Source organism: Dechloromonas sp. ARDL1, assembly GCF_051122455.1.
Lineage (GTDB): Bacteria > Pseudomonadota > Gammaproteobacteria > Burkholderiales > Rhodocyclaceae > Azonexus.
Genome location: NZ_CP168939.1, coordinates 442,286 through 462,403 on the forward strand (window position 1 = coordinate 442,286; position 20,118 = coordinate 462,403).

The 20,118-nt window shown below is 62.5% G+C and carries 21 protein-coding genes and 1 tRNA gene; 14 read left to right on the top strand and 8 right to left on the bottom strand.

Annotation, left to right across the window (positions count from 1 at the left end):
• Window positions 1-458 precede the first annotated feature (458 nt).
• From AB6Q56_RS02145 to rtcA, 5 genes are all read left to right on the top strand, one after another.
• Window positions 459-532, top strand: a tRNA-Met gene (locus AB6Q56_RS02145).
• Window positions 533-825: 293 nt separating this feature from the next.
• On the top strand, window positions 826-1,962 hold the full coding sequence (locus AB6Q56_RS02150) for a slipin family protein (RefSeq protein WP_434515556.1): 1,137 nt from the start codon (window positions 826-828) through the stop codon (window positions 1,960-1,962).
• A gap of 85 nt (window positions 1,963-2,047) precedes the next feature.
• Window positions 2,048-3,265 (top strand): RtcB family protein, encoded by a 1,218-nt coding sequence (locus AB6Q56_RS02155; RefSeq protein ID WP_434515557.1) that lies wholly within the window; start codon window positions 2,048-2,050, stop codon window positions 3,263-3,265.
• Between the two features lie 3 nt (window positions 3,266-3,268).
• A complete protein-coding gene (locus AB6Q56_RS02160; protein ID WP_434515558.1) occupies window positions 3,269-4,099 on the top strand; it encodes a nucleotidyltransferase domain-containing protein in 831 nt (276 codons plus the stop codon).
• The gene (gene rtcA / locus AB6Q56_RS02165; RefSeq protein WP_434515559.1) at window positions 4,096-5,136 is read left to right on the top strand and encodes an RNA 3'-terminal phosphate cyclase; all 1,041 of its coding nucleotides are present in this window, start codon (window positions 4,096-4,098) and stop codon (window positions 5,134-5,136) included. The genes AB6Q56_RS02160 and rtcA overlap by 4 nt, the downstream gene beginning before the upstream one ends.
• An 11-nt stretch (window positions 5,137-5,147) precedes the next feature.
• On the opposite strand, the gene AB6Q56_RS02170 is transcribed toward rtcA, so the two are convergent.
• Genes AB6Q56_RS02170 through creB form a run of 4 tightly spaced genes read right to left on the bottom strand, consistent with a single transcriptional unit; the run spans window position 5,148 to window position 8,229 of the window.
• Window positions 5,148-5,585 carry a nucleoside deaminase gene (locus tag AB6Q56_RS02170; RefSeq protein WP_434515560.1) on the bottom strand — a complete coding sequence of 146 codons (438 nt, stop codon included), beginning with the start codon at window positions 5,583-5,585 and terminating at the stop codon, window positions 5,148-5,150.
• A gap of 23 nt (window positions 5,586-5,608) precedes the next feature.
• Window positions 5,609-7,036, bottom strand: a complete 1,428-nt coding sequence (creC, locus tag AB6Q56_RS02175; protein WP_434515561.1) for a two-component system sensor histidine kinase CreC — start codon at window positions 7,034-7,036, stop codon at window positions 5,609-5,611.
• Between the two features lie 7 nt (window positions 7,037-7,043).
• The gene (locus AB6Q56_RS02180) at window positions 7,044-7,502 is read right to left on the bottom strand and encodes an MOSC domain-containing protein (RefSeq protein ID WP_434515562.1); all 459 of its coding nucleotides are present in this window, start codon (window positions 7,500-7,502) and stop codon (window positions 7,044-7,046) included.
• Between the two features lie 25 nt (window positions 7,503-7,527).
• A complete protein-coding gene (gene creB, locus AB6Q56_RS02185; protein WP_434515563.1) occupies window positions 7,528-8,229 on the bottom strand; it encodes a two-component system response regulator CreB in 702 nt (233 codons plus the stop codon).
• Window positions 8,230-8,352: 123 nt separating this feature from the next.
• On the opposite strand from creB, the gene purM reads away from it, so the two are divergent.
• From purM to AB6Q56_RS02205, 4 genes are all read left to right on the top strand, one after another.
• Complete coding sequence (purM, locus tag AB6Q56_RS02190; protein ID WP_434515564.1) at window positions 8,353-9,393, top strand: phosphoribosylformylglycinamidine cyclo-ligase; 1,041 nt, start codon at window positions 8,353-8,355, stop codon at window positions 9,391-9,393.
• A gap of 26 nt (window positions 9,394-9,419) precedes the next feature.
• Window positions 9,420-10,100 (top strand): septal ring lytic transglycosylase RlpA family protein, encoded by a 681-nt coding sequence (locus AB6Q56_RS02195; protein WP_434515565.1) that lies wholly within the window; start codon window positions 9,420-9,422, stop codon window positions 10,098-10,100.
• 81 nt (window positions 10,101-10,181) lie between these two features.
• A complete protein-coding gene (locus tag AB6Q56_RS02200) occupies window positions 10,182-10,400 on the top strand; it encodes a response regulator (protein WP_434515566.1) in 219 nt (72 codons plus the stop codon).
• Window positions 10,401-10,457: 57 nt separating this feature from the next.
• Complete coding sequence (locus tag AB6Q56_RS02205; protein ID WP_434515567.1) at window positions 10,458-11,309, top strand: hypothetical protein; 852 nt, start codon at window positions 10,458-10,460, stop codon at window positions 11,307-11,309.
• Here the strand turns inward: AB6Q56_RS02205 and miaA are convergent.
• Together miaA and AB6Q56_RS02215 are read right to left on the bottom strand one after the other, a co-directional pair.
• Window positions 11,299-12,240: a tRNA (adenosine(37)-N6)-dimethylallyltransferase MiaA gene (gene miaA / locus AB6Q56_RS02210; protein WP_434515568.1), complete on the bottom strand. Its 942-nt coding sequence runs from the start codon at window positions 12,238-12,240 to the stop codon at window positions 11,299-11,301. The two genes, AB6Q56_RS02205 and miaA, sit on opposite strands and share 11 nt — an antisense overlap.
• A 140-nt stretch (window positions 12,241-12,380) precedes the next feature.
• Entirely contained in the window at window positions 12,381-13,790 is a 1,410-nt protein-coding gene (locus AB6Q56_RS02215) for a methyl-accepting chemotaxis protein (RefSeq protein ID WP_434515569.1), read from the bottom strand.
• Between the two features lie 68 nt (window positions 13,791-13,858).
• On the opposite strand from AB6Q56_RS02215, the gene AB6Q56_RS02220 reads away from it, so the two are divergent.
• Window positions 13,859-14,648, top strand: a protein-coding gene (locus AB6Q56_RS02220; RefSeq protein ID WP_434513899.1) for an IS5 family transposase whose coding sequence is annotated in 2 segments (ribosomal slippage) — window positions 13,859-14,121 and window positions 14,120-14,648 — 792 coding nt in all. Because the reading frame shifts where the segments join, the coding sequence is not laid out codon by codon here.
• Here AB6Q56_RS02220 and AB6Q56_RS02225 read toward each other — a convergent pair.
• Both AB6Q56_RS02225 and mutL read right to left on the bottom strand, forming a co-directional pair.
• Window positions 14,598-14,831, bottom strand: coding sequence for a hypothetical protein (locus AB6Q56_RS02225; RefSeq protein ID WP_434515570.1), 234 nt, complete (start codon window positions 14,829-14,831; stop codon window positions 14,598-14,600). The two genes, AB6Q56_RS02220 and AB6Q56_RS02225, sit on opposite strands and share 51 nt — an antisense overlap.
• 108 nt (window positions 14,832-14,939) lie before the next feature.
• Complete coding sequence (mutL, locus tag AB6Q56_RS02230; protein ID WP_434515571.1) at window positions 14,940-16,778, bottom strand: DNA mismatch repair endonuclease MutL; 1,839 nt, start codon at window positions 16,776-16,778, stop codon at window positions 14,940-14,942.
• Window positions 16,779-16,973: 195 nt separating this feature from the next.
• On the opposite strand from mutL, the gene AB6Q56_RS02235 reads away from it, so the two are divergent.
• The 4 genes from AB6Q56_RS02235 (at window position 16,974) to purN (ending at window position 20,112) form a co-directional block, all read left to right on the top strand.
• Complete coding sequence (locus AB6Q56_RS02235; RefSeq protein ID WP_434515572.1) at window positions 16,974-18,032, top strand: ABC transporter substrate-binding protein; 1,059 nt, start codon at window positions 16,974-16,976, stop codon at window positions 18,030-18,032.
• 87 nt (window positions 18,033-18,119) lie between these two features.
• Window positions 18,120-18,761 (top strand): DedA family protein, encoded by a 642-nt coding sequence (locus AB6Q56_RS02240; RefSeq protein WP_434515573.1) that lies wholly within the window; start codon window positions 18,120-18,122, stop codon window positions 18,759-18,761.
• Entirely contained in the window at window positions 18,761-19,468 is a 708-nt protein-coding gene (locus AB6Q56_RS02245; protein WP_434515574.1) for a hypothetical protein, read from the top strand. Before AB6Q56_RS02240 ends, AB6Q56_RS02245 begins: the two co-directional genes overlap by 1 nt.
• Window positions 19,465-20,112 carry a phosphoribosylglycinamide formyltransferase gene (gene purN / locus AB6Q56_RS02250; protein WP_434515575.1) on the top strand — a complete coding sequence of 216 codons (648 nt, stop codon included), beginning with the start codon at window positions 19,465-19,467 and terminating at the stop codon, window positions 20,110-20,112. Before AB6Q56_RS02245 ends, purN begins: the two co-directional genes overlap by 4 nt.
• Window positions 20,113-20,118 lie beyond the last annotated feature (6 nt).

Sequence of the window (20,118 nt, forward strand, 5' to 3'; positions counted from 1 at the left end):
CAAAAAATGAGCGGACGAGTTAATCACCCTGGTCAATTTTCAGCGCGCACACCCCCACTTTTCTGGTCAGTTTTCAACGAGCGTCAACACCGATGACGACGGTTTTTTTCATGGTGAGGAAAATCCTGTAGCCAACGGGGGCTCGCCGCGCTGTTCGATGATTAGATTATTTTATAAATGACTATAGCAAAAAATCGTTTCGTTGAAATTTTTGTCGGTGGTGGATTTCATAAACTTGCTTTTATTCAATTGGTTAGGCGATTTTGATCGCCCTGGCATGCCTCTCGCAATAAGAAGGACATCGCCGACTTGCGGCTGTGCCGACGGGCAGGGGGTTCCACCCCGCCGGTGCGGTGGGATACGGAGCACTCCGGTCATTCCGCCGTATGCCGCCGTCGCGGGGGAGCGATATTGGGGTGCCTGGTGGTTCGCTCGGGTTCGATTCCCGGTCATCCCGCCACTGGATAGCTCAGTCGGGTAGAGCAACCGTCTCATCAGCGGTCTGACGCGGGTTCGAATCCCGCTCCGGAAACTGTCCTTCCACGACAGTGGTTTTATGCAGTACCCGTCGGCTGCGGATTGCGCGAGCACCCGCCGCCGGTCTGGTCCGACGCTTCGGTCCGCTTGTGCGGCAGGGCGTTCGGTGCCGGAGGGCGGGGTAGCGTGGCTTTGGCGATGACGCCGGGGCCGTCGCCAGCCCAGGCCTGCCGCACCGGATGCTCCCCCGTGTGAGCCAGCCGCGGCGCCCACCGGGCCGGCGTGAGCCGGCAGCGTTTGATGACGAATTGTGAAGATGAAGTGTGAAAGCGAAGAGGGAGAAAAAAGATGTTGAAGCGTTTTATCGTGAAGAAAAATGAACGGGCCGCCCTGCTGCGCAACGGCGATTTCGAGCGCATCCTCAATCCGGGTCGCCACTATCTGTTCGATCCGTTCAACGAACTGTCGATGAGCGTCTGGCACACCGATACGCCGATGCTCGATAGCGATCTCGTCGATTACCTGCGCCAGAACGACCCGGCAGAGGCGGAGCGACATTTCGTCTGCATGGAGTTGAACGAGGATGAAGTCGGGCTGCGTTACGAAAACGACGTGCTGGTCGAGGTGTTGCCGCCGGCTGCCCGGCGTTTCTACTGGCGCGGCCTGCTCGCGCAGCGCCTGGAGAAAATCGATCTGCGTGCCGGCCCGGCCTTGCCGGCGGAAATGGTGAAACGCCTGCTGCAGCCGTCGCTGCGCGGCCGTCCGGTGTCGGGGTTGAACGGGGTGTTCGTCGTCCAGGTTCCGGCGGCGCATGTCGGCCTGCTGCGCATCGACGGCATCCAGCAGCCGCTGCTGCCGCCGGGTGTGACCGCCTACTGGCGTTTCAACCGCGATCTGCAGATGGAGCTGGTCGATATGCGCTGGCAGACCATGGAGGTGAGCGGCCAGGAAATCCTCACCCGCGACAAGGTGGGACTGCGCCTGAATCTGGCGGCCACCTGGCGCTTTGACGATGCGAGTACGGCCTTCGCCAAACTGGCCAAGCCGGTCGAGCACCTCTATCGCGAGCTGCAATTCGGCCTGCGGGCGGCGGTGGGCACGCGCAACCTGGACGAACTGCTGGAGAACAAGCAATTGGTCGACGAGGTGGTGAGCGGGCATATCGCCAGAAAGCTAGCCGGATTCGGTATGGAAATCGGCAGTATCGGCGTCAAGGACATCGTGCTCCCGGGCGAGATGAAAGCCATCCTCGCCCAGGTGGTGGAGGCAGGCAAGGCGGCCGAAGCCAACGTGATCCGTCGCCGTGAAGAAACGGCCGCGACGCGCTCGCTGCTCAACACCGCCAAGGTGATGGAAGGCAACCCGGTGGCCCTGCGCCTGAAGGAGCTGGAAACGCTGGAGCGGGTGGCGGAGCGCATCGACCGGATCTCGGTCTTCGGCGGTCTGGACCAGGTGTTGAGCGGTCTGGTGACGCTGGCGAAATAAACGGCTGGCGGGATTTCGCAATAAATGCAAGACGAATGAAATCCGGCTCGCTACCATCGCGACCGGAAGCAAAGGAAAAAGAAAAATGAGCTATCAAGTACAAGACGTGGTTGAAGGAAAGCCGATCAAGCTGTGGACCGAAGGCGTCCCGGTCGAGGACGATGCGCGCAAGCAACTGATGAATACCGCGCGGATGCCCTTCATCTTCCGTCACCTGGCGGTGATGCCAGACGTTCACCTGGGTAAGGGATCGACCATCGGTAGCGTGATTCCGACGCAGGGCGCGATCATCCCGGCGGCGGTCGGGGTCGATATCGGCTGCGGGATGATGGCGGCGCGTACCACGCTGACCGCCGGCGATCTGCCGGACAATCTGCATGGCCTGCGCTCGGCGATTGAAGCCGCTGTGCCGCACGGCCGTACCATGACGCGCGCCCGTCGCGACAAAGGCTCCTGGGAAAACCCGCCGGCAGCCGTCGATGCCATGTGGTCCGCGCTGCTGCCGGGGTTTTTGCGCATCACCGAAAAATACCCGCGCCTGAAAAACACCAACAACCATAAGCACCTGGGAACGCTGGGAACCGGTAACCACTTCATCGAAGTCTGTCTGGACGAGGCCGGGCAGGTCTGGTTCATGCTGCATTCCGGTTCGCGCGGGGTGGGTAACGCCATCGGCAACCTGTTCATCGAACTGGCCCATGCCGATATGCGCCAGCACATCGCCAACCTGCCGGACAAGGATCTCGCCTATTTCGCGGAAGGTTCGGAGCATTTCGACGACTACGTGGAGGCTGTCGGCTGGGCGCAGGATTACGCCCGTCGCAACCGCCAGGTCATGATGGCCAATGTGGTGGCGGCGGCGCGCCAGGTGATTGCCAAGCCATTTGCCGCCGATGTGGAAGCGGTGAACTGCCACCACAACTATGTCCAGCGCGAAACCCACTTCGCTGCCGAGGTGCTGGTGACCCGCAAGGGGGCGGTATCGGCGAAGAAGGGCGAACTCGGCATCATTCCCGGATCGATGGGTGCCCGTAGCTACATCGTGCGCGGCCTGGGCAACGAGGAATCGTTCTGCTCGTGCAGCCACGGCGCCGGCCGCGCCATGAGCCGCAACGAAGCCAAGCGCCGGTTCACTGTCGACGACCAGATCAAGGCCACCGCCCACGTCGAATGCCGCAAGGACAGCGATGTCATCGACGAAATCCCGATGGCCTACAAGGACATCGACGCCGTGATGCACGCTCAGCGCGAGCTGGTGGAGGTGGTGCATACCTTGCGGCAGGTCGTGTGTGTAAAGGGGTGAGTCATGACGAAATCGGTTGCGAAAGAGAAAATCGTCGGCGCGCACCCGATCGAGCCGGCAGTCCGCGAGCGTGTCATGCAAGCCCTGGCCGACATCGAGGCCAAACATGATGTGACGGTCCTCTACGCCTGCGAGTCGGGTAGCCGGGGCTGGGGTTTCGCGTCGCCGGACAGCGATTACGACGTGCGTTTTCTCTATGTGCATCGTCTGCCCTGGTATCTGGCCGTCGAGCCGAAGCGCGACGTGATCGAATTGCCGATCAGCGACGTACTCGATGTCGGTGGTTGGGAGCTGCGCAAGGCTCTTCGCCTGTTGCGCCGGGCTAATCCCGTGTTGCTGGAATGGCTGGATTCGCCGGTGATTTATCGGCAGGACGCAGCGGTGGTTGCGCACATCAAGGCGTTGGCGGCGCGTTGGTTTTCCCCGAAGCGCGGGCGGTATCACTACCTGGCGATGGCGCGGCGCAATTTTCGCGAGCATTTGCAGGGCGATAGCGTGCGCCTGAAAAAGTACCTCTACGTGCTGCGTCCGCTGCTGGCGGCGCAGTGGATCGAGCGCGACCTTGGCCAGCCGCCGATGCGCTTTGCCGATCTCGCCGGGCATCTGGTGACGGATGCGGCGCTGCGCAACGAGATCAATGCCCTGCTGGCGATCAAGATGGGTGCCGGCGAGGCCGAGTACAGCCCGCGTTGGTCACGCATCCACGCCTTCATCGAAAGCGAGCTGGCACGGACCGTCGTCGATCCCGACTACAAGAAGCCGGAGGGCGACGCCGGGGAACTCGATGCCTTCCTGATGCGGACGGTGCTGGCGGTCTCGCAAGAAAAGAAATGAACGAAGAGAAAAACAACATGCAATGGATAGAACTGGACGGCTCACGCGGCGAGGGCGGAGGGCAGATTTTGCGGACAGCCTTGAGCTTGTCGATGATTACCGGTATTCCCTTCGCCATCGATGGTATTCGTGCCGGGCGCAAGAAGCCGGGGCTGTTGCGCCAGCATCTGACGGCCGTGCAGGCTGCGACGGCGGTGTGCGGGGCCGACGTGGCGGGGGCGGCGCTGGGCTCGCAAAGCCTGCGTTTCAAGCCGGGGAGGGTGCGTGGCGGCGACTATCGTCACGCCATCGGGTCGGCCGGAAGTTGCACGCTGGTATTGCAGACGCTGTTACCGGCGCTGTGGTTCGCCGACGGACCGAGCACCGTGCGCGTTAGCGGCGGCACCCATAATCCGGCCGCGCCGCCGGCCGATTTTCTCATCCGCAGCTGGCAGCCGTTGATGCGCCGCATGGGCGTGACACTGGACATCCAGTTGTTGCGCCACGGGTTTTACCCGGCCGGCGGCGGCGAGGTGCTGGCCGCAACGGCGCCGGTGGCGGGTTGGCAGCCCCTGCATCTGAATGCGCGGGGCGATCTGCGCCGTCAGACGGCGGTCGGCGTGGTGGCCGGCGTGCCGGCCGAGGTCGCCAAGCGCGAGATGCAGCGGGCGGCCAGCCAGCTCGGTGTGCTGGACGAGGAACTGCGTGTGCTGCCGAGCAACGAGGGGCCGGGCAATGTGCTGCTGGTCATGCTGGAGTACCCGGAAGCGACCGAGGTTTTTTCGGCTTTCGGCGAACGCGGCATGCCGGCGGAAACGGTTGCCGATCGTGCCGCCCGCGAAGCCCGCCTGTTCCGCGACAGCGGGGTGCCGGTCGGCGAACACCTGGCCGACCAGCTGCTGCTGCCGATGGCGCTGGCGGGGCAAGGGAGTTTTACGACCCACGTCCTTTCATCGCATCTGAAGACCAATTGCCAGGTCATCGAGGCATTTCTCCCGGTGCGTTTTGCATGCGACGAGGTCGAACGGCAGGTTCGGGTGAGTGTGTTTCCCGCTTGAGACTGGCCCGCTCAGCAGCCGATATCCTCGTTCCACAGCGTCGGCTGCGCGGCGATGAAGTCGCCCATCAGCGCGAGGCATTCCTCGTTCTGCAATACCTCGACGGATACGCCACGGCTTTGCAACAAGGCCTCCTCACCCATGAAGGTCCGGTTTTCGCCGATGATGACCTTCGGGATGCCGTAGAGCAGGATGGCGCCGCTGCACATGGCGCACGGCGACAAGGTGGTGTACAGCACGCAATCGCTATAGACGCTGGCCGGCTGGCGTCCGGCATTCTCGAAAGCGTCCATTTCGCCGTGCCGGATGACGCTGCCCTGCTGTACCCGTCGGTTGTGGCCGCGGTCGATGATCTTGCCTCGATGCACGATCACCGAGCCGATCGGGATGCCGCCCTCGGCCAGCCCCTGGCGGGCTTCGGCGATTGCGGCTTGCATGAATTCGTCCATGATGGGCTCCTGTTGGCGCGGGATCAGGCGGACGGCAGGCGCAGCGTGGCCTGGCCGCCGCCTTGCGGATGGTTTTCGAAACCGGCGTCGCCGCCGTGCAGACGCGCCACCTCGCGCACCAGCGCCAAGCCGAGACCGGTGCTCTTGCGCCCGGTGGTGGGGCGAGGCAGCGAATAGAAACGGTCGAACAGTTGCGGCAAGGCGTAGTCGGGGGCACCCTGACCGTGGTCGCGGACAGAGAGGATCACTTCCTCGCCGTCGTCGCTGGCGGTGAGTTCGATCTGTCCACCTTCCGGCGAGAACTCGATGGCGTTGTCGAGCAGGTTGAGTACCGCTTGTTGCAGCAGGAAGGCGTCGCCGCGAATCGTCGCCGTGCTGCCGGCTTGCACGGCGCACGTCAGGCCGCGCGCGTCCAGTGCCTGTTGGCGAAGGGCGACGCAATCCCGCAGGAGTTCGCCCGGCGCCATGCGGCGGAGGCCTTCGGGTGACTGCAACTGCTCGACGCGGGCGAGCAGCAGCATGCGGTCGATGATCGCCTGCAGGCGGCGTGACTGTTCGGCGATGCTCTCGGCGAAGCGGCGGCGGTCGGCTTCCGGCGGGTCGCCCTCAAGGATTTCGGCGGCACCGATGACGGCGGTGAGCGGGCTCTTCATCTCGTGCGCCAGGTTCTGCACGTAGCGTTCGACATACTGCTTGCCTTCGAGTTTTTCGCGCATCGCGGCCAGCGCCTGGGCCAGTTCGGACAGCTGGCGGCCGCCGCCGGTCGGCACCTCGGTCTTGCGCCCCTCGCTGACATCGCGGGCGTAGGCACGCAGGCGGTGGATCGACCAGCCCAGCCAGGCCGTGAAAAAGAGGCCGATGGCCGCGCTGGCGGCCAGCAACAGCAGGCCGGACTCCTTGACCCGGCGCGCCGCGCGCTCGGCGTAGGGGGCGACCGAAGCCATCGGCTTGGCCAGCGACAGCGCGCCGATCAACTCGCCCTGCCAGAAAATGGGGGCGGCAACATGCATGACGGTGGATGCCGGGTCGTAGGGGTCTTCACGGGTCTGGCGGGCGCCGTATTCGCCGCGCAGGACGCGGGCGATGTCGCGCCATTGCGAGAAATCCTCGCCGATGGCCGCCTGCCTGGAGTCGTAGACGACAATGCCGTGGGCGTCAGTGACATAGATGCGGAAATCGATGCTTTCCTTGTGCACGCCGGAAATGTCGGCTTGCGGGCTGCGCCGGATGGCGGCGCGCACCGCGTCGGCGAAGGGGCCGTGCGCGATGCGGCCGGCGGAGAGTTCGAGGGCGGCCATCTCGGCCAGCACGTGGGCGGTGTCGACCAGCGTTTCCTCGGTGGCCTGGCGGATGCCCGGCTCGGTCTCGCGGTTGACGGTGTTGAGGACGAACCATGCCGCCAGCCCGACGATCAGGAAGTAACCGAAGAACAGACGGACGGAGATGTTCATGCGCGCTTCAGCCGACGACCGCGATGCTGGCGCCGGTTGCGACCTCGCCGCTGGCGATGACCGCTGCGCGCAAGCCGCCCCGGCCTATCCAACGCTTGACCACGGCGGCAGCCGGCATGGCGTCGCTGGCCAGGGCGCGACCGAGGTCGCCGCAGGGCTCACAAATCTCGATGCCGCGCAGCGTTGCGCTGCCGAGGGTGAAGGTCTTGCCGACCAGGTCGTTGAGACGCACGCCCCGGGTGACGACGTTGCGCCGGGTTATCGAAAGGTCGGTTGGGCGCTGGGTTTCCGTGCAGAAGCGCTCGATTTCCTCGGCTTCGACCAGCGTCAGGTTTTGGCCGGCCCAGTCGTCACGGCCGAAGTGGCGGTCCCCGACGATGCCCGCGTCGCGCTCGACCCGGATGCTGGCGCATTCCTGTTGTACGCCGCCGGGGGCGTGGCTGATGAAAATTCGTTCAATGGTCATGACGGTTTATTGAAGGGGGCTTGCGTCAGGCTGCAGCGACGCTGTAACCGAGGCCGCGATGGGTGAGGATGATCTCTTCGTCGCGCACGGCGCGCAGCTTGCCGCGCAGGGTCTTGATGTGCGTGTCGACGGTGCGCTCCAGGCTTTCGCCGCCATCCTGCCAGACGCTTTCCATGATCTGCTGACGGCTCAGGATGCGCCCCGGGCGGTCGAGCAGCAGCGCCAGCAGCAGGTATTCGTAGCGGGTGAGATTGAGCCAGGTGCCATGGAAGGCGACGCGCAGGCCGTCGCGGTCGATGGCGAAGCGGGACACGGCAGGCACAGTGCCCGCCGTCGAGACACGCGGCTCCGGATTCAGGCGGCGCAGGATGGCACGAATCCGCGAGGCGACCTCGCGCGGGCTGAAGGGCTTGGGCACGTAGTCGTCACCGCCGAGTTCGAGGCCGACGATGCGGTCCACCTCGTCCGAACGGGCGGTCAGGAAAAGGACCGGAATGTCAGAAGTCCGGCGCAACGCCCGGCAGACGTCGAAGCCGGTCATGTCCGGCAGCCCGATGTCGAGCACGACGAAATCGATACTGCCCTTCTCCAGGCGCTGAAGGGCTTCCCTGCCCAGCGTGCAGCTGTCCACCGCGAACCCGTCAGCCCGCAGCGTGTAGGCCAGGGTGTCGGAGATGGCGGGTTCGTCGTCGACGATCAGGATGTTCATGGCGCGATGATAATTCATCCCGTTGCCATCGGCGGTAGCCGGAATGTCCGTGTGTGCCGGGCGGTTAGGGGCGAGCGCCGGTTTCGGGTAAAATTGCCTTTTTATTCAAGCGGCACCCGCCGCGCCTGGCCCGGAACGACCATGACCCAGAATACTTCCCTCTCCTACCGTGATGCCGGCGTCGATATCGATGCCGGTGACGCCCTTGTCGACCGTATCAAGCCGCTGGCCAAGAAGACCCTGCGTGACGGCGTGCTGGGCGGTATCGGCGGCTTCGGCGCGCTGTTTGAAGTGCCCAAGCGCTACAAGGAGCCGGTGCTGGTCTCCGGCACTGACGGTGTCGGCACTAAGCTCAAGCTGGCCTTCGAGCTGAACCGCCACGACACGGTCGGCCAGGATCTGGTCGCCATGAGCGTCAACGACATCCTGGTGCTCGGCGCCGAGTCGCTGTTCTTCCTCGATTACTTCGCCTGCGGCAAGCTCGATGTCGATACCGCCGCTGCGGTTGTCGGCGGCATCGCCAAGGGTTGCGAACTGGCCGGCTGCGCGTTGATCGGCGGCGAAACGGCCGAAATGCCGGGCATGTACCCGGCCGGCGAATACGACCTGGCCGGCTTCGCCGTCGGTGTCGTCGAGAAGTCCAAGGCCATCGACGGCAAGAGCATCCAGCCGGGCGACGTCGTCCTCGGCCTGGCCTCTTCCGGCGCGCACTCCAATGGCTACTCGCTGGTGCGCAAGATCATCGAGCGCTCCAATCCGGACATGAACGCCCCGTTCGATGGCGAGCGTACCCTGGCCGACGTGGTCATGGCGCCGACCCGCATCTACGTCAAGCAGGTGCTGGCGACCATGGAAAAGGTCGCCATCAAGGGCATGGCGCACATCACCGGTGGCGGCCTGCTCGAAAACGTGCCGCGCGTGCTGCCGGAAAACACCGTTGCCGAAATCCAGAAGGCTGCCTGGCCGCGTCCGAAACTGTTCGATTGGATGCAAAAGGAAGGCAATGTCGACGAGAAGGAAATGCACCGCACCTTCAATTGCGGCATCGGCCTGGTCATCGTCGTTGCGGCAGCCGATGCCGACGCCGCCATGGCCGAGCTGAAGGCGCAGGGCGAAGCGGTTTACAACATCGGCGTCATTCGGGCCCGCCAGGGTGACGAAGCGCAGACCGTGGTGGTCTAGGACGCGCTGACAGCGCGATTCCGGCGTTGTTGCACCGCCTTGCTGTACTGTCTTCGGCGGCGCGCCTGACCGGAAGCGCTACGCTTCTCGCTGTCATCGCTTTCCGTATCGCACGGTGGGCTGCGGCTTTCGTCTGTAGCCTGCTGTTATGCCAAGCCCCGTCGCCTGTCTGGGCGGCGGGCAAGAATGTATCGGCAAAACCGGCTGCAGCCCGGCAGGCCAAGAAGGCGATAGGCAAACCGGCTGCCTTGCCGGCCAGCGATTTCGGACCGGCCGACATTCTCGATGACGAAGGCCCGGGCCTGCGCGGCCAGGCCAGCTTTTATGGCAAGGCTTTTCAGGGGCGCCGGACTTCGACGGGGGAGCGTTTCGACCGCCGGGAATTTACGGCTGCCAGTAATCGTTTTCCCCTGGGCTCTCGGGTTGCCGTGCGTCGGGTCGACAACGACCGTTGCGCCATCGTCAAGATCAACGACCGCATGCATGCCCGTCACAGCAAGCGGGTCATCGATGTATCGCACGGCGTAGCGGAATATCTGGGAATGCTGCGTGCCGGCGTCGTTTTCGTACGGGTTGCGCCGGTCAGGCGTGATGGCTTGTTGCCGGAAAATGCCTGTCGCTCGGCTTTCGAAGCCGATATCCCTTGCACCGACTGCGGCGAACCGGCGCAACGCCTGCTGGATTTTTCCCTGTTCTCGTCCCACTGATCGTCTGGCCGGCATTTTCGAATTGCATATTTCAATTGTGGCAAATGCGCCATAATGATGTTCGACTATGAGGAGGGCGAGATGAATACCGATTTGCGTGTATTTGTTGTCGACGACGACCCCTTGATGTTGGAGGTATTGAGTTCGACGCTGGATGGCGTTTGCCAGGTGCAGACTTTCGCGTCAGCGGCAGCTTGCCTTGACGCATTGTCGGTGTCGCGGCCGGATCTTTTCCTGCTTGATGTGACGATGCCGGTGATGGACGGTTTTGCCTTGTGCCGTCGCCTGAAGGACGACTGAGACACGCAGTACATTCCGGTTGTCTTCGTTTCGGCGAGTGATGACCTGGAAACACGCTTGCTCGGCTACGAAGCTGGCGGTGAGGATTTTATCCAGAAGCCCTTCGAACCGGCCGAATTGCTGAGTAAACTCCATGTGGCAGCCCGGATTCTTGCCGAGAAAAAGGCGCTATGCGAGCAAGCAGGCTACGCGCAGCACACGGCGATGACGGCCATGGTCAGCATGGGTGAATTGGGTGTCGTGTTGCAGTTTCTCAGCAAGTCGTTTGCCTGCGATTCGATGGAGGAACTGGCGGGCGCCTTGCTCGACGCGATGCGCCAGTATGACCTGCAATCGGCGATCCAGATGCACATGGGCGAGGAGGTGCTGACGCTCAGCGCCAATGGGCGCAACCTGCCGTTGGAGGTTTCGGTTCTCAACCATATCCAGGATAGCGGGCGGATTTTCCAGTTCAAGTCGCGCTGTGTATTCAACTATGGCCACGTGACCCTGCTGGTCAATAACATGCCGCTGGACGACCCGGAGCGTTGCGGCCGCATTCGCGACAACGGAGCCTTGCTGGCGGAGGGCGTCGATGCCCGGTTGCGAGCCATCGAAACGGAGGTGCTCGCCAGGCGGCGGAGGGCAGGTATCGAGGATGCGCTGCCGAGGTTGTACGCCACGCTCGATGGTGTTCAGAACAACTACCGGCGAAACTGCTTCGAGTTGACGCAGGTGATGATCGAGTTTCAGGAGACGCTGACCAAAGCCTATATCCATCTCGGCTTGATGGAGCGTCAGGAGGAAATGATCAGCAGTATGGCCAACGAATTCATGCTGCGCGTCGTAGGGACGCAAGATGCCTCGCTGGAGATCGTCGGCCGGCTAGAAGGCTTGGCCGACGACCTGAAGGTTCTGCTCAGGAGCTGAGAAAGGCGTCGGTTCGTTCGGCGATCTGCTCGGGCATGGCCGGGTCGAGGCAGTCGAAGTGCTCGGCCTCGAAGGAGTTGGTCAGCCAGGTGATCTGGCGCTTGGCCAGTTGCCGGGTGGCAAAGACGCCGCGGTCGCGCATTTCGCTGGCCGGCATCAGACCGTCCTGGGCCTCCCAGACCTGTCGGTAGCCGACACAACGCATCGACGGTAGCCTGAGGTCGAGGTCGTATTTCTCGCGCAGCTCACGAACTTCCTCATCCAGCCCGGCGCGCAGCATGTCGTCAAAGCGCTGCGCGATGCGCTCGTGCAGCACGCTGCGGTCGGACGGCAGCAGGCCGATGGACAGAAACGTGTAGGGCGGCTTCTGGCTTTCGCTTTCGGCGAGCAGGTCCGACATCTTGCGGCCGCTCAGGGTGCAGATCTCCAGGGCGCGCTGTAGGCGCTGGCTGTCGGTCGGATGCAGGCGTGCCGCCGTTTCCGGGTCGATGGCGGCGAGCCTGGCATGCATCGCCGGCCAGCCGTGGATCGTCGCTTCGGCGTCGATGGCGGCGCGCAGCGCAGGGTCGGCCTGCGGCAGCTCGGCCAGTCCGAGGAGCAGGGCCCTGAAGTAAAGCATGGTACCGCCGACCAGTAGCGGAACCTTGCCGGCAGCCGTGATTTCGGCCATCGCAGCGAGCGCGTCATGGCGAAAACGGGCGGCCGAGTAGCGCTCCTCCGGCGTGATCAGGTCGATCAGGCGGTGCGGGTAGCGGGCCAGCGTTTCACGGTCCGGCTTGGCGGTGCCGACATCCATGTCGATGAAGACCTGCGCCGAGTCGACGCTGATCAGTTCGACCGGAAAACGGTCGGCCAGCGCCATCGAGACGGCAGTCTTGCCCGAGGCTGTCGGGCCCATGATCAGGATGGCAGGGGGATGGCGGGAGTTCATGGCGGCGAATGCTAACACGCTGGGGCTAGAGGCCGGATGGCGCCGGGAGGCGCCCTGTAGCGTATGCTAACACCCGATCCTCGATCGGGAATGCCGGGCTCGGGCACCCCCATTGCTCCAGCATGCTGTTGCCGGATCAATCAGACCCGGTAAGCTGCCACGATGCCTTGCATTTGCTGTGCGAGCATGACCAATTGCTGGGCATTTTCCGATGTTTCCTCGGCGGCTGCGCTGTTTTCTTCGGTCATCCGTGCGATGCGCTCCACCTGCTGGGCAATGGCGGTGCTGGCCGTACTTTGCTCACGCATCGATTCGGTGATGTCGCCCACCATCGCCAGCGTCTGCTGCGAGCCGTCACCGATTTTCTGCATTGCGGTGCTGGCCTGCGAGGCTTGCTCCACACCTTCCCTGACCGTGCTCTCAACGCTCTGGATACTGTTGACCGCCGCCAGGGCGCCGCTTTGCATATCCTGGATGGTGCCGGTGATTTCCTGCGTGGACTTCCCGGTGCGCTCGGCCAGCTTGCGCACCTCGTCGGCCACCACGGCAAAGCCGCGTCCCTGTTCGCCAGCCCGTGCCGCTTCGATGGCGGCATTCAGGGCCAGCAAGTTGGTCTGGTCGGCGATTTCCTTGATGACCGAGACGACATTGCTGATTTTTTCGCTTTGCTGCTCCAAACTGACGATCTGGCTGGAAGCGTCGCCAACGGTGCTGGCGATGCTGTTGATCACGTTGACGGTTTCGTCGATGACGCCTTCGCCTTCATTGGCCAGGCGGCCTGCTTCAGCGGACAGATTGCGGGTTTCGCCGGCACGGTCCGCAACATGGCTGACACTGACGGTGAGTTGTTCGATCGCCGCGGCCATGGCGGCAGCCGATTCGCTTTGGTGTCCCGAGGCAAGCGACATTTCGTGGGCAGCCTTGGAGACACGACTGGCCGCCCGATGTACTTCCCCGGTATGGTCGGACAGTTGCTGCAGGTTGGTTTGCAGGCCGTCCAGCAAGCCATTGAAAGCACGAGCGGCTTGGGCTACTTCGTCCTTGCCGGAAGCATCAAGGCGCAGCGTGAAATCCAGTTCCTTCTGTACTCTGCCGAATAATCCGACCATGTTATCCAGCGACTGCCTGATCTGGCGCAGCGTCAGGAACCCGATGATGCCGAGCGCACAGGCGCTGCCAACGATCAGTGCGATCACGATGCCGCGCGACGAGCGATAGTTCGTTGCCGTTTCCTTGGCATGCTGGCTGGCCAGTTCCTCGTTGTAGGCCGCGTGCTCGCCCAGTGCCTTGCTGAGGCCATCAATGGCCGGGCGCATTTCTCCGAGTAGCCGGTTGGCCTCCTCGCGATGTCCGTCGCGCGATGCGGCCAAGACCTTGCGGGCACTGGTTTCATACTGCTCCGCCAGTTTCAGGTCGGCTTCGTATAAAGCCTTGTCCTTCTGATCAATGATCAAACTGCCATAATTTTTCAGCTCCTGGTGCATTTGGCTCATGCGTTCATCAAATCGCTTTTCGAATGCTGTCTTTTTGGCCGGGTCGTTTTCCAGCAAATGTGAAAGAAGCGGGGGGCGGGCCCTAAGAGGCTGTTCACGATCAATTGGATGTCGTAGACTGGGGCATGAGAAAGAGATACCCCAGTGACATCAGCCCGGAAGCCTTTGAAGAGATCAGGCCCTTGCTGGAAAGTGTGCGCAAGCAGACCAAGCCCCGAACGGTGGATTTATATGAAGTGTTCTGTGGCGTGCTGTATTTGCTGAAGAGCGGTTGCCAATGGCGGATGCTCCCGAGCGAATATCCGAAATGGCGCACGGTGCATGCCTATTTTGCCAAGTGGAGTGAGCCTGGTCCAGACGGTTTCAGCGTTCTGGAACGGGCTTTAAAAAAATGTGGTTGGCGCGGTCCGTACAAAACAGGGGCGCAAATCCTCGACGAGCTTCTTGATCGTCGACGCGCAGAGCGTCAAGAACAGCGATAGCGCTCGCGAGAAAGGCTACGATGCGGGCAAGAAAGTTTCCGGCATCAAGCGCCATATTGCCGTCGATACCCAAGGTCTGCCGCACGCTATCGCCGTCACGACCGCTGATGTAGCCGACCGCAAGGGGGCATTGCAGGCTTTGAGCCGCTGTGCAGCGGATTTACAAGCCGTTCAGAGCATCCTGGCCGACGGTGGCTATGTCGGCCAGCCTTTTGCCCAAGCAGTAGATGAACTGCTGGGCGCCGAGGTTCAAATCGCCAAGCGCAGCGAATTGCATACCTTTGCCGTCATACCTCAACGCTGGGTTGTCGAGCGATCATTTGCCTGGATTGAAAAGTGCCGCCGTCTTTGGAGGAACTGCGAACGCAAGCTGAACACCAGCCTACAGTTCATTCATCTCGCCTTCCTCGCGCTTTTGCTCAGAAGATCGTGAACAGGTTCTAAGAAAGGCGATCTGTGCCTTGTCCAGTGTCACGACGCTGGGTAGCAGATTCTGCTCGGTTTCAACGACCCCTTCGTTGATCCTGGAGAGTTGCCAGAGGGCGAAACCGCCTTGCAGGGTCAGCGCCAAAGCCCCCAGCAACACCAGGAGGGCAATTTTTTTCGCGATGGTCATTGGGCTTTCCTCTGGCCGGATGTGTTCAGTGAACGCTTGTTATTGGATGGTTGCTACTATAACTAAAGTATTAAATGTATCAATGTTCGTTTTTCGGCGGCTGCACGCTTACTGCCCACGGAGGAAAAGTTTGTCGAGCTGATCCAGCGTCAGTTCCGTCCATGTTGGTCGGCCGTGGTTGCACTGGCCGGCCCGTTCGGTTTCTTCCATCTGGCGCAGCAGGGCGTTCATTTCTGGCACGCTGAGCTGGCGGCGCGCGCGCACGGCGCCATGGCAGGCCATGGTGGCAAGCAGTTCGTTGCGGTGTGCTGTGGCCAGTTGCGTGATGCCGTGCTCGCGCAGCTCGCCGATCAGCGAACGGGCGAGGGCTGCCGGATCGCCGGACTGTAGCAGGGCTGGCACGCTGCGCACGCCGAGCTGGTTGGGGCCGAGCGGGGTGATATCGAAACCAAGGTCGCGCAGGGCGTCGCCGTGTTCCTCGACGGCGGCGATGTCGAGTGGATTGGCCGAGAAGACGGCCGGGATCAAGAGGTTCTGGGTGGCGATTTGGCGGTTGTCGAAGGCAGTTTTCAGCTTTTCGTACAGGATACGTTCATGCGCGGCGTGCATGTCGACCAGGATCAGGCCGCGGGCATTCTGGGCCAGGATGTAGATGCCGTGTAACTGGGCCAGCGCGTAACCGAGCGGAGGAGCTTCCTGGCTTGCAGTTTCCACTGGTTGAAATTGTGGCATGGCTTGCGGGCGCGGAACCGGTGTCTGACCGGTATTCTGCGTGGCGCGGGCGAAAGCCAGATAGGCTGCGGCGGCAGGCTCGGCGACGCCGAGGCTGGCCTGGCGAGGAGCTTCGTTGTGTGCGGCGTAGGATGGGGTCCAAGCCGGGTGAGAGGGGGCGCTGGCCGGCGTGGTCGCCGTGGATGTGGTGTCCTGCGCTGCAGGCGGAGCCAGCGATGGTGCGGCTTCGGCCTGGACAGGTGCTGCTAGAACACGCTGGATGGTGTGAAAGACGAATTGGTGTACGGCGCGCGAATCGCGGAAGCGGACTTCGGTCTTGGCCGGGTGCACATTGACATCAACCAGCGCCGGGTCGATGTTCAGGAAGAGGCAGACGGCTGGCTGGCGGCTGCCGTGCAGCACGTCGCGATAGGCTTCGCGCAGGGCGTGGCCGATGATCTTGTCGCGCACGAAACGGCCGTTGACGAAGACGGTCTGGCCATCCTTGGCATCGGTGGCGCGGGTTGGGTCGATGGCGAAGCCGGCCAGCGTCAGCGGGCCGGAAGCAGCATCAATGGCGCGGGCGGCGCCGATGAATTCCTCGCCGAGGATGTCGGCGATGCGCCGGCCGGTGTCGGCCGGGGCCAGCTGGAACAGGCTGCGCCCGTTGTGTGTCAGGCTGATCGCCACGTCCGGCCGGGTCAGCGCCAGGCGGCGAACGGCGTCGGCGCAATGGGCGAATTCGGTACTTTCCGACTTCAGGAATTTGCGGCGGGCCGGGGTGTTGTAATACAGGTCGCGCATCTCGACCACGGTGCCGGCCATCAGGGCGGCCGGTTCCGGCATGGCATCCGGTTCGCCGCGCAACTTCCAGGCATGGCTGGCGCCGCGTTCACGGCTGGTCAGGCTGAGGCGAGCGACCGATGCCACCGAGGCCAGCGCCTCGCCGCGAAAGCCGAGGGTGCCGACCCGCTCCAGGTCGTCGAGCGTGGTGATCTTGGAAGTGGCATGCCGGGTCAGGGCCAGCGCCAGTTGGTCCTTGGCGATGCCGCATCCGTCGTCGGTAATGCGGATCAGCTTCACGCCGCCTTCCTCCAGATGCACCTGGATGGCCTTGCTGCCCGCATCGAGGCTGTTTTCGAGGAGTTCCTTGAGGACGGAGGCGGGTCTTTCGACCACTTCGCCAGCTGCAATCTGGCTGATCAGGAGGTCGGGGAGGCGGGCGATGGTCGGCATGGCTGAATTATCCCAGAATCCCCAATGCGACGGAGATGCGCTGTGCCGGAATTGGCCGTATGATCCAGACCATATATCAATTGAAATGGCGCGTGCTGGCCTGTGCAAGGGGAGGCAATGGTGACGATGAAACGTTGGATGGGGCTTTTTTCTCTTCTCGTTATTCTGAGTGCTGGCTTGCGGGCCGAGCCTGGGGTGAGCGACAGCGAAATTTTGATCGGCCAATCGGCCGCGCTTTCCGGACCGGCCGAAAAACTGGGCAAGCAGATGGCGCTGGGCGCCAAGGTCTACTTCGATTACGTCAATCAAAGCGGTGGTATCCATGGACGGAAAATCCGCCTGTTATCGCTTGATGACGGCTATGAACCCGACCGGGCCAAGGCGAATACCCTGCAGCTGATCAACCAGGACAAGGTCTTTGCACTGTTCGGCTACGTCGGCACACCAACCTCGTTGGCTGCCTTGCCGATCTTTACCGAAGAGAAGGTGCCTTTCGTGGGTGCGTTCACCGGTGCACAGGCGCTTCGTGAACCTTTCAACCACTACATCTTCAACGTGCGTGCCGGTTACAACGAGGAAACCGAGGAGATCGTCAGGCAGTTGCTGACGCTTTCGCTGAAGCGCATTGCGGTGTTCTACCAGAACGATGCCTATGGTCAGGCCGGCTTGAAGGGGGTGACGGAGGCGTTGGCGAGGCGCAAATTAGCGCCGGTGGTCACGGCGACCGTCGAGCGGAATTCGAGCGACGTGGCGGCGGCTGTCAAGGCGATCGGTCCGGTAAAGGCAGACGCGGTCATCATGGTCAGTGCCTACAAAAGCGTCAGTGCTTTCGTCAAAGCCATGAAGCGCGCCGGATTCAATACACAGTTTCACAACGTCTCCTTTGTCGGAAGTACGGCGCTGGCCAAGGAGCTCGGCGCCGACGGGAGTGGTGTGGCGGTTGCCCAGGTGGTGCCTTTCCCTTGGCGAGGGACGCTGAAGATTACCCGCGACTATCAGGAGATGATGAAGAAGGCCGGGCACGAAGACTTCGATTTCGTCTCGCTGGAAGGTTATATCGCCGCCCAGGTTCTGGTCGACGGACTGCGTCGCGCGGGAAAGGAGCTGACGCGGGAGAAGCTGATCGGCGGTCTGGAAAGCATGAGCAAAACGGATATTGGCGGGTTTGCGATCAATTTTTCGAAAACCGGCCACAATGCTTCGTCGTTTGTCGATTTGACGATCATCGGCAAGAACGGGAAATTCTTTCGTTGAGGCGAGGATTGAAGCTCACGGGGCGGTGGCAAGTCGACAAGGGCGGCTTCGGGTAGAATCGCCGAACTTTTTACCCGGAGCGGATGCATGGAATTTCTCGCGCAGTTCATCGACATCGTCCTGCATCTCGACAAGCACCTGGCCGTGCTGGTCCAGCAGTACGGTCTGTGGATCTACGGCATCCTGTTCTTCATCGTTTTCGCCGAAACCGGCTTCGTCGTGACCCCATTCCTGCCCGGCGATTCGCTGCTCTTCGTGGCCGGCGCGCTAGCTGCCCTGGGTGAGGGCGGGATGGACGTGTACACCCTGATGGCGGTCCTTGTCGTCGCGGCGGTACTTGGCAATACCGTCAATTACCAGATCGGGCGCTTTCTCGGGCCCAAGGTCTTCCACTGGGAAAATTCACGCTTCTTCAACCGGAATGCACTGGTCAAGACGCATGCATTCTACGAAAAGCATGGCGGCAAGACACTGGTGATTTCCCGCTTCCTGCCGCTGTTCCGGACGTTCGCGCCCTTCGTCGCGGGCATCGGGGCCATGGGCTACCTCCGTTTTACCCTGTTCAACCTGATCGGCGCCCTGGGATGGGTGGTGTCGCTGTGCCTGGCCGGTTACTGGTTGGGCAATATCCCGTGGGTCAAGGCCAACCTGTCGTTGATCATCATTGGCATCATTGTTTCGTCGCTGATCCCCATCGGCTGGGGTTACCTGAAAAGCAAGGAGGCCTGATGCGCGGCCTGGCCGTCCTGCTTGCCCTGGTCTTGGCAGCGGCCTGCTCGACCCGGCTGGGCAAGGACGGTCGTAGCGAGACGACGGTGGACGTCAAGTACCTGGCCAAGACCGAGGTGGATCGCATTGCCGATACCAATCGTGCCGAGGTAGTCGATAGCTTGTTGATGATTGCCGACAAGCTCTACAAGCGCAACCCGAAGGAATGGAAGAAGGCCGGCCAGCCCAGCCGCGAGGCGGCACTGGAGCGCCTGCGCAACCGCCATGCGCAGCGCTGGCCTGAGCTGAATGGCCTGCGCGAAGGCCAGGCTGCCGCGCTGGCCTTCACCGAGGCTTACCCTGGCGACCGGGTCGCCGCCCTGGTCTTCGGGCTATTGACCATGGTCGATGCCGCCTACGAGCACAAGGAGGCGTTCTATATCCTCGATAGCCTCAACGAAATGAAGCTCTACAACTCGGCTCGTAACATGGATGTCGCGGTATGGAAGCTCGGCCATGACCGCAACGCCGCCGGCGAGTTGTTCCTGCTCTCCAACGAGCTCGACCCGGCCAACCGCAACCTGTCCTTCGAGCGCGAATTTGGCCGCGTCATGGGCCTGCTCGACTTCATGGCCAAGATCGTCGCCGATCGCAACGGCCGTGGTTTTTCCCGACTGACCCAGACGGCGGTCAGCACCATTTTTCTCCCGGTGAGTTTTTTGAAATGAAGAATATCGTCATCCTGATTTCCGGTCGCGGCAGCAATATGGAGGCCTTGATCGCCGCCCGCGATGCCGGCGATCTGCCCGTCAACATCGCTGCCGTGATCAGCAACCGGCCCGATGCCAAGGGGCTGGAAACGGCGGCGAAGGCCGGTATCGTCACGCATTACATCGACCACAAGGCCTTTGCCGGCCGCGAGGCCTTCGATGCCGCGCTGGCCGAATGCATCGATGGCTTCGTGCCAGATCTGGTCGTCCTTGCGGGGTTCATGCGGATACTGAGTGAAGGTTTCGTCCGCCATTACCAGGGGCGCCTGATGAACATCCATCCGTCGCTGCTACCCTCCTTCCCCGGTCTGCATACCCACCAGCGCGCGCTGGAGGAAGGGGTGCGTATCCATGGCTGTACCGTCCACTTCGTCACGCCGACGCTGGATCACGGTCCGGTCATCGTCCAGGCTGCCGTGCCGGTGCTCGATAGCGACGACGAAGCCGCCCTCTCTGCTCGCGTGCTGCGCCAGGAACACCGGGTCTATCCACAGGCCGTGCGCTGGTTCGCCGAAGGCAAGTTAAAGCTCGAAGGCGGACGGGTCCGCATTGCCGCCGATCTGGCTGACGGCAACGCCTTCATATCACCGGTGCTGCGCTAGGCGGCC